The following is a 13,080-nucleotide window of genomic DNA, read 5'->3' as shown; positions in this document are numbered from 1 at the left end:
AAGATTATATATATATTGAAAACGTATGAAGAAGCTTGCTTAAACCAGAGACAAGAGCATATTCTCTAGTGATTACTATTATAATAACTCACTATCAATCCTGATCGAGAATTTATTTATGGCACAAATTTAGTTGATGCTAATGGAATAAGTCTACTGATGGGATTTTTTTATCTCAAAAATGATAAGTAATTTATCAAAACTAAAATAGGAGAGGATTTTAATGGAAAGAAGAACCTTAACTGTAAATGAAGCTGCTGATTATTTAGGTGTATGCAATGATACGATCTATACAATGGTTAGAACGGAAGAAATTCCGCATTTTCGAATTAGAAGAAGAATTTTTTTCTCCAAAGAGACGATAGATATTTGGGTTCGAGAACAAGAGATGAATCATCAGGTGATTTGACTTTAATTTAACATCACGAAGTTTGAAAGGATGTATAAGATGCAGGGCTGGATAAAACTTCATCGTAAAATCCTTCATAGTGAATTATTTCAAGAGGTCTTTGTATCGAAATAAACCAAATTAGGGTTATGTGAAAAGTATTCTCCAATCATGGAAAAACAAAGGGGTTGGCACATTGGAGGAGGCAAAGATCGAAGAATCTCAGCATAATAGTTGGGTCATTGTTCTCCCTCCTTCCTCAAACAAAACTACTTTTCAATTAAACTGCGCTAACCCTAGTTAGAGCGCTTACTTTTATTAAGCAATTGTTCCGATTTTCTGGAGCAAGTATTGAAATTTATTGCCATTAATTCATTTTTTTCAAGTTTAAAACTCGTGAGCCTCGTATCTATAACAGTCAGTTATATAAGGCATATATGAATCTGGCACTAATTCTCTACAATAGTCTTCCATAATTACCTTACGACTCCCGTCTTCTAAAATAGTATTATGCTCTCCTCTCTTGTTTCGGCTACTGTCGTAAAGATAGTAAATTAGTTCTCCATTAAATTGAAATTCAGTAATAATAGCCTCATTATTTGAAGAAAATTGAACAAATCGAATGAAGTCTGGTTTTTTTTGTTTAACATTTTCCATAAATTTATTGATTTTACTTCGCTGAGTAGCGGTTATATTCGTAGGGGTTATATCACCATTATTTATTGCATCTTCTTTCGTATAATCGATGAAGCAGGAGATGGTACTGTTGGAGTCGATATGGCTTCACAATCTTCCTATGACCTGGTCATTTTAGATATTATGATGCCAGATATTGATGGATGGGAGGTCTGTTACAGGATTCAAGAATTTCAAAATGTCCCAATTCTGATGCTGACAGCCAGAACCGATATAACTGATCGTGTTCGAGGCTTGAATTTGGGTGCAGATGACTATTTAACTAAACCGTTTGCTCCTGAGGAATTGGTGGCACGTGTAAATGCACTTTTAAGACGCCATGAAATTGGTCAATCCTCTTCTACTCCTTATTTTATACAAGATGGGTTATCCATTGATAGTGTTAGTAGAGAGGTTAAGGTTAACGAGCAATTAGTTGAGTTCACTCGGAAAGAGTTTGAATTGTTTCATCTTTTAGTTAGTCAACCAAATCAAGTGTATACAAGAGAAATATTATTGAATCAAATTGGATCATTATACCGATCCCGTTATCTGCAATATCTACTTTTAGGTATTTATGGTTAAATACTATTTCCATCTTGATCAATCCTTCATTTGAATAACGTATCGCATTGCTTAGTAAATTAATAAATATTTGTTCCATCCTTACTGAATCAGCCTTTATCAGAGGTAAATGATTGGTTACCCTAAGGGATGTATTTAATCCTTTAATCTGAGCTTCTCTTTGTACCTTTGAAAGTGCTTGCTCAGCTATTTCACTTATATTTACATAGTCAAAATTGAGTTCAATACGAGCTTCTTCCATTTTAGATAGTTCAAATACGTCATTAATCAATTGAGTTAGTCGCTTCGATTCATCCTGAATAATTTTTAGATACTGTTGTTTTTCATCATTGTTCTGGTAGTAACCCTCTCGTAATACCTGTGCATATCCCTGTAGATATGAAATTGGAGTTCGCAATTCGTGAGAGATATCAGCGCACGATGGACTAAGGATCTTTTCCCATGACGAATGGGGAATCCCTGAGGGAGAAAAACATGACTATATGGGATTTTCAATAACTGATGAGGGCTTTTACAGCAGCGGTCATCCATCGCCTTCATCCAATATGAAGAACCCCTTTGGAATTGTAAAGAGCGATAATATGGGGAGAAATCTTGAAAGGCTAAATTTATATGGTGAAATTGACTTCCATAGCATGACGGCTGGATATTATTCGCATGTTATTTATGTTCAGAACCCTGAACCAAACTCACGAATGGAAGAGACAGGTCTATATTACACATTAGATGATACTAAAACTTGGGAGAAAAGTCAGATGAATGGTGTAAGTGGTCAACCAGCAGCTATGGCTGTACATCCTACTCTGGAGAACATTATAGTTATTAGTACAAATGAAGGGGTGTTTTTATCGAAAGACTATGGAAATACTTTTGAAATATTAATGGATATTGCAGCTACTTCTTTAGCTTTTGCTGAAGAAGGAGACTTATTCGTAGGGACTATTACGGAGGAAGCTTCTTTAATTAAGGTGAATATTAATTCAGGAGAAGAAACGGCCCTTCCTATACCTGGACTAAGTGATGGGGATGCGATTTCCTATGTTGCAATAAACCCGCAAGATTCAAATGAAGTAGTATTTACAACTTTCCTGAAAGATATTTTTCTCACTAGGAAAAATGGTAGTAATTGGGAACGGATAGCGACAAAGGGAGTGGCCACTTCTAACTAATATAAAACAGTAACGTCATCTAATAATGGCCAAAAGTTTGAGACTACAGATTTTTTCAAATTTGGTCACGAGGGATGATTCATCTTCGACTTTGAGTAAATAAATTTAGATCTGTGTACACTACCACGTACTTTGATGAAAGTGATTAGTGGGAAAAAATCCTTGAGTTCAATGAGCATTTAGTTGATTTGCTATTGATACCCTGTATTCATATCTACTAAGTGCCATAGGGGAGCGTAGTTACTGTGTGTGAAGATAATAAAGGATAAATGTATGGTCATAAATTGAAAATCGAACAAACAAAACAGGGTCAGATTTAATGACATGATGCCTTAAGGTAGTGTCTATAGAATATGGAAGCAATACCGAAATGAGAATTAAATCCTATATGTGACTTGTTTTAGTGTCAGTCGTTTCATAATACCAATTAAGGAGTGGAAAATATGATGATGGGTTGGGATGTAATTAGCATGCTTTTATGGATAGTTATTCTAGGTTTTATCATATATGGAATCACAGTACTAGTTAGAAAGCCTTTTGATAAAAAGGAAGATCATTCTCTCCAAATATTAAAGGATCGTTTAGCTAAAGGAGAAATAGATGAAAAAGAATACAATGATAAAAGGGCCATTTTAAAGAGTAGAGATTAAATTATTATGAGTGCTTTATGTCGGTTGTAAGAAATAACATACTGTTAGCCATCTTCACAAATTCAACAAATTTAAAGAGTAGACTTAGGATTATCAAATAAAAGGAGTGAAGATGATGAGACTAAAAAAAGGGTCATTTATATTTTCTTTTGCACTAGCCGCACTTTTAGTAGTCGGACAAGCTGCATTTGCAGAAGGAGCTGAGAATAATGGAGTGGGTTTCTCAGCAAATGGCAATAACATGATGGGCAATATGGATGGAAACAGTATGATGAACATGATGAATGGTAACGGAATGACGAAAATGATGGAAAATGGAAACATGTCTAGCATGATGAATGCTATGAATTCTCCTCAGGGAGAGAAAATGATAGAGGCTTGTGGTAACTTTATGGAATCTCAAGAAGGCAACGTAGAAAAAAGTAATACTTCAAAGTAATACACGATCTTGTTAAGGCCTCGTTTAGAGGCCTTAACTATTTTTGTGAGGATTAACAGTTAAGTTGGGAGCGATGAGTTATGAAGAAATGGGGTCCAATGCTATACGATTGTACTATGGCTCCTTTAGAGAAAGTTAGGTTTAGGAAAATTAGAGCAACTCTAATCAATAAGGCAACAGGAAGAGTGTTAGAGGTTGGGTCTGGAACTGGAGTGAATTTCCCACTTTATCATAAAGTAACAAGAGTAGATGCAATTGAACCGAATCCCTCGATGAAGAAACAAGCTACAAGAAGGTTGAAACAATCAAAAATTTCTATACACATGACCAATGGCAATGCTGAGATATTACCTTATGAAAATAACACGTTTGATACTGCTGTTGCGACACTTGTCTTCTGCACCATTCCGGACCCTCAAAAAGCGATTGATGAAATCCAACGTGTTTGTAGACCTAATTCTTCCATATTGCTATTTGAACATGTCAAAATGAATCAATCATTGTTGGGGAAAACACAAGATATTTTGACCCCAGTATGGAAGCGAATTTGTGATGGATGTCATCTAAATCGCAATACGTTGGAATTACTGAAAGCATCCAATATAGAAGTTGTGAGAGTAGAATCTTACTATAAGGGCCTTTTTTTGGTCATAGAAGGTGTGAATAGAAAAGATACTGATAGCAATCCTAAGAATGGTCATGAACAATTATGAGAAGTGTTCCAGTGAGTCACAGGATAAAACTTACTAAAGTAGTACCATTGTTTGTAATAGCATTATTCTTACTTATTGTTGATTCATCCATAGTGGATGCACACTCTTCGTTAGAAAAAACGTCTCCCAAAAATGGAGAGGTATTGGAAGTATCACCTTCAGTAATAGAGATTACGTTTCAAGATCCTGTTATTTTACATTCAGAATCGGTTAAGATCATTGATGGAACCTGATCCGAGGTTCAAATAAAAGAAACCAAACTTAGTTCACAAGATGCGGGAAATATCAATGTTGCTTTAGAAAGTAAACTAGAGCCTGGAAAATATATTGTCAGGATAAACGTCTTAGCATTAGATGGATATTCGATTAAAGAAGAATTCAATTTTTTTATCCAGAAAAGGGCTTCAGTAGAAGAAGACATGGATTTCAAACTAATAAGATCAAGTATTAGAGATGGGGAAATCATTAAGGGGTCCCCAGACCAATTGGAATTATGGTTTAATCATCCTGCAGAAGTGTCAGCATTCGGACTTTTTAATGACCAACAAGAAGTAATTAAAATGAAAATTCCAATGGCTAATTCCGAAAATCCTTCCCATATCATTATTCCATTTTCAGAAGAACTTGATCAAGGAACATACCAGGTTACCTGGTATGCCTCTCCGTCTGAAGTAGACAAGCAGATATTCTCTAACAATAAACAGGGCGTTTTTTATTTTGCAGTCGATGAGTTTTCTTCATTAAGTCAAGGCGCAGGATTAGTAGATAGAGGCCTCATATGGTCAATACTTGATTTTACTTTTGAATTAAAACAAATAGCATATTGGTTCATTTTTATTGGTTTATCACTGTTATTCGGCTTTAACTGGTTTCATACTGTGGTGACTAAAAATCAGTTTTGGCATTATCAGTCCTTAACGTTAAATATCTTACTTTTTATAGTTAGTGCTTTAGGTATCACTTTAATGGTGATTTATCAAAGGACAGAGTTACATGAGTTATCCATAGTCGAATTCATTCAACTAAAGTTCACTTGGATTCCTATAGTTCAATTTCTTTTACTTTCTTTTGGTTTTTTAATCAAAAAGATAAGGCTATTATTATTTGGACTAACATTATTAATGTTGCCATTTGTCATAGGACATGCCTCTTATCCAAGATATGGTGGTTATGTAACAATGGCTATTTCCTATCTTCATGTGCTAGCCGTTGCAATTTGGATGGGAGGTCTTTTGGCATTATTGTTAAAACCTAAAGGCCTAAATAATATAAAATGGATAAAAACTGCTGGAGTGCCCTTTACAAAATGGGCTTTATCAAGTGTCTTAGTGATCATCTTTTCAGGAATCGCGATGACCTTTCAATTTCTTCCTTCTTTTTCTTTAGGGAGTCTGTTCGTAAGTGAGTGGGGAAGAGCTCTTGTTATAAAAACAACATTATTTATTATCCTGGTAGTGATAGGATATGTTCAGCGAAAAACGATCCTGAATATGAGTTCAAAATTTGATCATTCTTTCTTTGTAAGAACAAGAGCTGAGGTGTTTTTTGGAATTATCACTCTCTTTTTTGCAGCTTCGTTAGTCGCAACCAATCCTGGTGCCGGTGAGCAAGGGGTCTATCTTGAGAAAAATGTTAAAGAAGACTTAGCTCTCGATGTAGATGTTACGCCGTTTCATGTTGGACAAAATACAATTACCTTACAGTTCCAAGAGGATTCAACTATTCGCAACGTTTCTGTTGTTCTTAGTATGCCTCCTAACTGGAAAGTAGAAAGAAAAGCGTTTGCAGTTGATGACAGAACCTATAAGCTAACAGGTAATTTACTACATGCAGCAGGGACGTTAAAGATGGACATTTCGGTTGAGTTGACAAACGGAAAGGAAATACAAATTCCTTATAGAATTGTAGTTCCGGGTGAAACACGCTTTAATGAGTCATGATTTGAATAAATGAGGTCTTAAAAGACCCAGAAACGAGGTCATAAAGATTGAATACCATTCACCATGGATTTTGGACATACGTTGTTTTTCGAAAAAAAAAAGAACTTAGTGAAATGGTTTTTGTTAGGTGCTGTTGGGCCAGATGTGATTTATTTCATTATGTTCTTCTTCCTTGCCATTGAAAAAGGAATTCTGAACACTCAGTTATTCGTAGACGTATTTCAGTTAGTCATGTCTGGATTCGAAATGGATTCATCTAGTAAATCAGTGAATCAATTGCACGATTTTATTCTTGAAATGTTCAATAATCCAGTAGTAGATATGCTCCGAAAAACGGGACACTCACTCATTATCTGGGGAATTGTATACGGTGGGGTTGTATGGAGAAAAGGTCTAAAGTTAACCCGGTTACATGCGCTCTTATTTGGATGGGTAGGTCATATTATTACAGATTTACTGACGCATGTGACAGACGCTACACCGATTTTCTATCCAATCAGTGACTTTGTGATAAAAGGTCCCGTTTCTTATTGGAATCCTAACTACTACGGAAAAGAATTTCAAACCATTAATACGATATTGATAATCGTCGCCACCGTCTACATGGTTTATGACTTTATAAAGTACAAAAGAAGAAATAAAAAATAAGTTTCTTTTCTAGCGAAAAGAATAAACAAATTTTAAAAATAAGGAAGTGATTGTATAAAACATATTCGTTCGGTTGTTGTGGTAGGACTCGTGGTTTTCTTTTTGATGGTATGGATGGTTCCATCATTTAGAGAGATAATTCCCATTCTCTTTTCAACTGATGCCGTTGAAAGTCTGAAAACTTACATGAGATCATTAGGCTTTTGGGGTCCACTTTTCGCTATCTTTTTAATGGTTTTACACAGCGTCGTTTTTGTTCCTTCAGAAATCATTTTGTTTGCAAATATCTATATTTATGGTTTTGCATTAGGACTCCTATATACTTGGATTGGCTCAATGCTTGGTGCCTATTTATCTTTTTATTTAGCTCGTTTATTTGGAAAGCCATTAGTAGAAAAATTTGTTTCCATAGAAAAGCACGAAAAGTTTGATCGGTGGTTTCAAAAGAATGGAACGTTCGGTTTGTTTATATTACGTTTAATTCCTTTATTTTCATTTAATTTACTCAATTACGGGGCAGGATTAGTATCCATTACTTTTTGGCAGTTCACGTGGTCTACAGCTTTGGGAATCATTCCGCCGATGATGGTGATGGGCTGGTTGTATATAAACTCGCTACAAACGAATTGGGGGTTCATCATTTTATTCGTTTTGATCGTTAGTATCGTTTTAATTAAAATTTATAAGAAAGGTTTATTGGCGAAACACAGCAGAAGAAGTAAGGGTTGACCCTTGTTCAATATGATTTTAAATTAACCTCTTGACCTTGTAGTTTAGTATAAGGTTTATATTTATGGTAAATCTACTGGAGGTGTTATGAAATGGGAAAAAGAAATGTAGAGGTTTTTATTGCAGGCTGTCCAATGTGTGATGAAACCGTAAGTTTGGTGGAAGAGTTAAGCTGTGATCACTGTTCTATTTCTTACTATAATTTAAATGAAACAAGTAAAGAAAAAGCAGGTCTGGAAAAAGCAAAAGAATATGGGATTACTCGAGTCCCAGCAGTAGTGGTTGATGGAATGCTTATAGATTGTTGTCAGCAGCAACAACGCATAACTCGTGAAGAACTGGAGAAAGCAGGAATTGGTCAGGGCTAAGACTGTTAATTATTTAAGGGAGTGATTTTTTGAGTGAGGGCCTATTAATTGGAGATTTAAGTAAGAAATTTAATATTAGTACTCAATCAATAAGGTACTATGAACGAATAGGCTTAATTAATCCTCCAAAGCGAACAGAGTCAAAGTATCGTATCTATTCTAATGAAGACGAAAGTAAGCTCCGCTTTATTTTACAGGCAAAGCAATTCGGTCTATCATTAGATGATATTAAGGAGTTAATCAATCTTAGTTCCAATAATATACGTCCGTGCGAACATCTGAAAAGCTTACTGGAACGCCATATTCGAGATGTAATTAACCGTATCCAGAGGCTTGAAGATTTCAGGTCCCAACTAATTGACCGATATGAGCAGGTAGAAGTCATTGTAGATCATAATGAAGGTAATATATGCAAAATAATAGAAAGTGAATCACTGAAATAATCTTACAACCCGTTACTAATCATCACGTAACGGGTTGTTAATTGAGCAAACTTAAAAGGAAAACAAAAAAATAATTAGATTACTTTGAACAAAAGTTAGACTTGTTACAGAAAAATAAATAATATATATCACATTGAAGGTAATGCATTATTGTATGAATCTTTGTGTATTATCTTGAATCCGAGTCTTCTGTAAACTCGGAGCTATTTTTGAATAACTGGAGAAACCCCATTTTGGACGGGGGTTCCCTTTTTTAGCTCCAATATTAACAATAATCTTTAACATAGCTGAAAAATTAAAAGTAGAAGTATAATAAAACCTTTGCCCTTTTATAAAATGAGTTGACTGAAAACAAACATAAGAAGTAAAATTCCAATTCCTAAAGCTCTTACTCCATAAAGTTGACTTTCTGACAAAGCAGTCCCTTTCATACTCCTCCAACTGGGGTAATAGAAGCCGATCACAGGAGCTGCGATTAATCCTATAGTCATCAATATTACTGCTAAGAATTCCATAATAGCCACCCTTTCTTTATAATAACTAGTAACCAAATAATTCCCATATCAAACAACAAGAACCAGGTTATACTCATTGCAGCTGTAGTTTTGTTTTGAAACTGAGTTTATGTTTAGGGGCCACTCAAGAATAGTGAATTGAGTCCATTGTTCCGTTAAATCGGAGCGTTTATTTAATAAAAGTAAGCGCTCTAGTAGGTTTACGGAAATAAGATTATAGAAGGGTTCGTGTCATATTACATAGAATTTAATTTAAAGGTCTATTTATTGGTGGGAGTAGTAATGACAAAACCGATTGTAAATTTGAATGAGTATAATACTGAATGGGAAAGTCAATTCGATTATGAGAGAAAGCGAATTATTGCTGCTATTGGTGATCCAATAACTGGAATTGAACACATTGGAAGCACTTCAATAAAAGGATTAAAAGCTAAGCCGATTATTGACATTATGGTAGGGATAAAGGATTTAAAAAGTACATCAGCTTTCGTGCAACCTTTAAGTGAAATAGAATTTGAATATGTTCCAAAACCAGAATTAACAGATAGAAGATTTTTCAGAAAGGGATTATGGGGGCAAGGGACTTGTCACTTACATATTTGTGAAATACATAGTACAGAATGGATTGAAAAAACAGTATTTCGTGATTATCTTAGAAAGTACCCTGAATTTGCTGAGGAATATGCCCTGTTAAAAAGTGAACTAGCTACTAAATACAAGTATGACAGACCAGCATACACCCAACAAAAAGAACCATTCATTAAAGACATTATCAAAAAAGCCAGAATGGAATTTCAGAGATAAACTTATTCCGTTATCTCGGAGCGTTAGTTGAAGATGAGATCAAATTAAGACCAAACATTTTAGATATGTCTAATATGAGTGGTTCTTTTAATACCAAGCGTTAAAGTCCTCTAACCTAAATATAAGTTTTATCCCTATATGCTTGAATATTTTTAGCAAAAGAAACTCTTCCAAATAATTTGGAAGAGTTTCTTTGTGTAGTAATTGAGCTTAGATTAAATATTATTTAGAGAGTCATTAAGAGATCTGCATGATGCTCATGTATCCGAAATATAAAGATTGTGCAAAGAACACTATGCCCCATACTATAGCAGGTATGAATGTCTTTTTAGCAAGGATAGATGCATCGCCAGCGTTTCTTCGATCTTTATAACACATAACTAATATAACAGCTGCAGAGTAAATACTCTCCATAAGGTTTACACATATGAAGAATAATAGCACTAGAGGTACAAATGGTTCTTGAAGATGGAACCAAAGATATGTAAGAATTCCTCCAAATGTAATTAACCAAAAGAAACCATATAGATTACGGATCCATAGGACTAAATTCAAAAGAACAATAAATGCTAATACATAAATGATCCACTCGTATTTCTGAAGGTTAAAGAGATAAAAGAGTCCAAATGCCATAGCGGATGAAAATACATATCCTGATAATGTTGTTAAGACACCACCAAGCCATGAAGATTGTCCTGTTTGTGCTAGACCCGATTTATCATAGAAAAGTTGGATTGATCTTACTCTCCCGCTCGTAATTAAAGCCATTAAAGCATGTCCAGTTTCATGAAGAAGTGTATCAATACCTCCAATGTATTTCCCTACAACAGGTATTCTTGACACTAAGAATGCAACACATAAAGTGACTATGTAAGTCATAGCAGCCTCCATCTTGTAGCCTCATATTTGTCCTCATTATAACCTAAAAATAAAATACTCAAGACAATCATTATTGATAATAATATTATTAGAAAACATTGCCATAAATGAAATTGAATAGTATTATTAAGTTGTATTACTTTTTGTTTTTATTTTTTGGCAATCCTTATGGATTAGCGGTTAACTTATGAAACGTATGCGTCCTCTGTGGATGACTCTATAAAACACTGTCAGATCATATGATCTTCCGATCGTATGATCAGTGTTTTATTAATGAGACATTCTGGAGGGCGCTTTTTGCGTTTCAAAAAACTTTAGAAGAAGGGATGATTTATTATGGCAGTAACATTAGCAGAGGTTTTTGGTAGAAGAGACGTTGTGGAGGATTGTAAACAATCAGTTCAGTCTAACCCCTTATTTTCATCTTTTGCTCCACGTATTTTTGGAGAAGTTATTTTAAGGGATGGGACTCGACGTATGTATCGCACTCGCGCCACTAAGAAAAAGGATGCTGAACAAGAAATTCTTATCTTCGTAGCATCTTTAGAACAAGCGATTGGCGATACTGTGATGTGGAGGATTAAAAGTGAAAAAGAATATCGTTTAAGTACTCAGCAAACAGTATCTAAATCTAGAGGAAATAATCTTAAAACGGCGATTCTTTCATTTTTTGATTTAGAAGATTGATTTTATGAGATTCATTATTAACCAGGAGAACGAACATGGGTGGATTTTTATATTGCGTTTACTGGTTAATTAAATATTACGATTATGAAACTTTAAGAGAGGGTGTTTCGTTATGGAAAGTTATTATGATGTAGCAAAAGAAGAGATGAGTTTATATGGTCCAGATTGTACAAGTTTTCAAAATATGTTAGCTGTTCTAATTGGAGGTAAGGCCGACCCATCTATTACTGGACAGTTGGCCGCGCTTGGAGCAAAGAGACTTGTGTCTATGGGTAAAGAAGAATTGATTAGTTATCCCGGAATTGGTGAAATTTCAGCTAATCGAATTCTTTCAGCTTTTGGGATCGCAACTTATCTTAGAAAGTATGAAAAGGATGAACAGTACATTGTTCGTTCGCCTGAAGATGCTGCTAACTATTTGGAAGACATGAGTATACTTCCACAAGAACATTTCGATGTTCTTTATCTAAGTACAAAAAACCTACTTATTTCGAGAAAGAACATTTTTAGAGGGACATTAAATAGTTCTATTGTTCATCCTCGTGATGTATATAGAGAAGCATTTAGAGTAAATGCAGCTTCTATTGTTGTAGCTCATAATCATCCTTCAGGTGATCCGACACCGAGCAGGGAAGATATTGAAGTTACAAAACGGTTGAAAGATGTCGGAGAAACAATGGGTGTTGATCTACTAGATCATGTCATCATTGGGAGTAATGGACGATTTAAGAGCTTAAAAGAATTAGGGTATTTCTAAAAACACATTAATGGGAGGAATTAATTATGATGAATCGAGTGGTTTTGGTAGGACGTTTAACAAAGGACCCGGAGTTACGCTATACACCAAGTGGAGTAGCGGTTGCAAATTTCACACTAGCTGTGAATCGTCCGTTCACAAATCAGCAAGGAGATCGAGAAGCTGATTTTATTAACGTCGTGGTATGGCGCCGACAAGCAGAAAATGCGGCTAACTTTTTGAAAAAGGGAAGCCTTGCGGGTGTAGATGGACGAGTGCAAACTCGGTCTTACGATAATAGCCAGGGACAAAGAGTATTTGTCACAGAAGTCATGGCTGAGAGTGTTCAGTTTCTTGAGCCTAAAGGGTCCAACCAGGGCAATGGAGATAATGAACGTAATAGCGGTTCTTCCAGTGGATACGGAGGCGGTAATCAAAATCGCAACCAGGGTAGCTCTTCAAACTATGGAGATGACCCATTCGCAAATAATGGAAAGCCGGTTGATATTAGTGACGATGATTTGCCGTTTTGAGAACCATGACTTTTATAAAGTCGTGTAATTCATTTCGGTAAAGTAAACGTTTTAAAGAGTGCATTATCCTAAGGGTAAGCACTCTTTTTCTATATCAAATACTAATGATTTAGTAGAAAACTATTAATAATATAATAAGCGAGGATTGTATGTCATTGTGAAAGAATTTGAAACTTATA

The 13,080-nt window shown here is 35.0% G+C and carries 19 protein-coding genes; 16 read left to right on the top strand and 3 right to left on the bottom strand.

Features of this window, described 5'->3' with window-relative positions:
• Positions 1 to 223: 223 nt before the first annotated feature.
• Positions 224 to 409, top strand: coding sequence for a helix-turn-helix domain-containing protein (locus IQ283_RS08615; protein ID WP_098444748.1), 186 nt, complete (start codon positions 224 to 226; stop codon positions 407 to 409).
• A 366-nt stretch (positions 410 to 775) separates the two neighbouring features.
• Here IQ283_RS08615 and IQ283_RS24400 read toward each other — a convergent pair whose 3' ends face one another.
• On the bottom strand, positions 776 to 1,081 hold the full coding sequence (locus IQ283_RS24400) for a DUF4362 domain-containing protein (protein WP_408962587.1): 306 nt from the start codon (positions 1,079 to 1,081) through the stop codon (positions 776 to 778).
• On the opposite strand from IQ283_RS24400, the gene IQ283_RS08605 reads away from it, so the two are divergent.
• Positions 998 to 1,648 (top strand): response regulator transcription factor, encoded by a 651-nt coding sequence (locus IQ283_RS08605; protein ID WP_322098174.1) that lies wholly within the window; start codon positions 998 to 1,000, stop codon positions 1,646 to 1,648. The two genes, IQ283_RS24400 and IQ283_RS08605, sit on opposite strands and share 84 nt — an antisense overlap.
• On the opposite strand, the gene IQ283_RS24395 is transcribed toward IQ283_RS08605, so the two are convergent.
• Positions 1,542 to 2,057 carry a sensor histidine kinase gene (locus IQ283_RS24395; RefSeq protein WP_408962586.1) on the bottom strand — a complete coding sequence of 172 codons (516 nt, stop codon included), beginning with the start codon at positions 2,055 to 2,057 and terminating at the stop codon, positions 1,542 to 1,544. The genes IQ283_RS08605 and IQ283_RS24395 overlap by 107 nt on opposite strands.
• Here IQ283_RS24395 and IQ283_RS08595 point away from each other — a divergent pair.
• The 11 genes from IQ283_RS08595 to IQ283_RS08540 all read left to right on the top strand — a co-directional run bounded on the left by IQ283_RS08595 (position 2,056) and on the right by IQ283_RS08540 (position 10,066).
• A complete protein-coding gene (locus IQ283_RS08595; protein WP_408962585.1) occupies positions 2,056 to 2,817 on the top strand; it encodes a F510_1955 family glycosylhydrolase in 762 nt (253 codons plus the stop codon). The genes IQ283_RS24395 and IQ283_RS08595 overlap by 2 nt on opposite strands.
• Positions 2,818 to 3,260: 443 nt before the next feature.
• Positions 3,261 to 3,467 (top strand): SHOCT domain-containing protein, encoded by a 207-nt coding sequence (locus tag IQ283_RS08590; protein WP_194219780.1) that lies wholly within the window; start codon positions 3,261 to 3,263, stop codon positions 3,465 to 3,467.
• Positions 3,468 to 3,582: 115 nt separating this feature from the next.
• Positions 3,583 to 3,906 (top strand): hypothetical protein, encoded by a 324-nt coding sequence (locus tag IQ283_RS08585; protein WP_194219779.1) that lies wholly within the window; start codon positions 3,583 to 3,585, stop codon positions 3,904 to 3,906.
• Positions 3,907 to 3,986: 80 nt separating this feature from the next.
• Positions 3,987 to 4,619 (top strand): class I SAM-dependent methyltransferase, encoded by a 633-nt coding sequence (locus IQ283_RS08580; protein ID WP_194219778.1) that lies wholly within the window; start codon positions 3,987 to 3,989, stop codon positions 4,617 to 4,619.
• The gene (locus tag IQ283_RS24390) at positions 4,616 to 4,852 is read left to right on the top strand and encodes a copper resistance protein CopC (protein ID WP_408962580.1); all 237 of its coding nucleotides are present in this window, start codon (positions 4,616 to 4,618) and stop codon (positions 4,850 to 4,852) included. The genes IQ283_RS08580 and IQ283_RS24390 overlap by 4 nt, the downstream gene beginning before the upstream one ends.
• A gap of 186 nt (positions 4,853 to 5,038) precedes the next feature.
• Positions 5,039 to 6,559: a CopD family protein gene (locus IQ283_RS08570; RefSeq protein ID WP_194219776.1), complete on the top strand. Its 1,521-nt coding sequence runs from the start codon at positions 5,039 to 5,041 to the stop codon at positions 6,557 to 6,559.
• 108 nt (positions 6,560 to 6,667) lie between these two features.
• Positions 6,668 to 7,207: a hypothetical protein gene (locus IQ283_RS08565; RefSeq protein WP_206759449.1), complete on the top strand. Its 540-nt coding sequence runs from the start codon at positions 6,668 to 6,670 to the stop codon at positions 7,205 to 7,207.
• 105 nt (positions 7,208 to 7,312) lie between these two features.
• Positions 7,313 to 7,936, top strand: coding sequence for a TVP38/TMEM64 family protein (locus tag IQ283_RS08560; RefSeq protein WP_206759448.1), 624 nt, complete (start codon positions 7,313 to 7,315; stop codon positions 7,934 to 7,936).
• A 92-nt stretch (positions 7,937 to 8,028) separates the two neighbouring features.
• Entirely contained in the window at positions 8,029 to 8,304 is a 276-nt protein-coding gene (locus IQ283_RS08555; protein ID WP_194219773.1) for a thioredoxin family protein, read from the top strand.
• Positions 8,305 to 8,333: 29 nt separating this feature from the next.
• On the top strand, positions 8,334 to 8,747 hold the full coding sequence (locus tag IQ283_RS08550; protein WP_194219772.1) for a MerR family transcriptional regulator: 414 nt from the start codon (positions 8,334 to 8,336) through the stop codon (positions 8,745 to 8,747).
• A 797-nt stretch (positions 8,748 to 9,544) separates the two neighbouring features.
• Positions 9,545 to 10,066, top strand: a complete 522-nt coding sequence (locus tag IQ283_RS08540) for a GrpB family protein (protein WP_194219770.1) — start codon at positions 9,545 to 9,547, stop codon at positions 10,064 to 10,066.
• Between the two features lie 237 nt (positions 10,067 to 10,303).
• Here IQ283_RS08540 and IQ283_RS08535 read toward each other — a convergent pair whose 3' ends face one another.
• Entirely contained in the window at positions 10,304 to 10,945 is a 642-nt protein-coding gene (locus tag IQ283_RS08535) for a M50 family metallopeptidase (RefSeq protein WP_194219769.1), read from the bottom strand.
• A gap of 336 nt (positions 10,946 to 11,281) precedes the next feature.
• Between IQ283_RS08535 and IQ283_RS08530 the strand changes: the two genes are divergently transcribed.
• From IQ283_RS08530 to ssb, 3 genes are all read left to right on the top strand, one after another.
• Complete coding sequence (locus IQ283_RS08530) at positions 11,282 to 11,632, top strand: DUF6018 family natural product bioysynthesis protein (RefSeq protein WP_194219768.1); 351 nt, start codon at positions 11,282 to 11,284, stop codon at positions 11,630 to 11,632.
• A gap of 112 nt (positions 11,633 to 11,744) precedes the next feature.
• Positions 11,745 to 12,389 (top strand): RadC family protein, encoded by a 645-nt coding sequence (gene radC, locus IQ283_RS08525; RefSeq protein ID WP_194219767.1) that lies wholly within the window; start codon positions 11,745 to 11,747, stop codon positions 12,387 to 12,389.
• A 26-nt stretch (positions 12,390 to 12,415) separates the two neighbouring features.
• Positions 12,416 to 12,901: a single-stranded DNA-binding protein gene (gene ssb, locus IQ283_RS08520; protein ID WP_194219766.1), complete on the top strand. Its 486-nt coding sequence runs from the start codon at positions 12,416 to 12,418 to the stop codon at positions 12,899 to 12,901.
• Positions 12,902 to 13,080 lie beyond the last annotated feature (179 nt).

This window comes from Pseudalkalibacillus hwajinpoensis (assembly GCF_015234585.1).
Taxonomy (GTDB): Bacteria; Bacillota; Bacilli; order Bacillales; family Guptibacillaceae; genus Guptibacillus; species Guptibacillus hwajinpoensis_B.
This window is presented reverse-complemented; position numbering and strand designations above follow the sequence as displayed.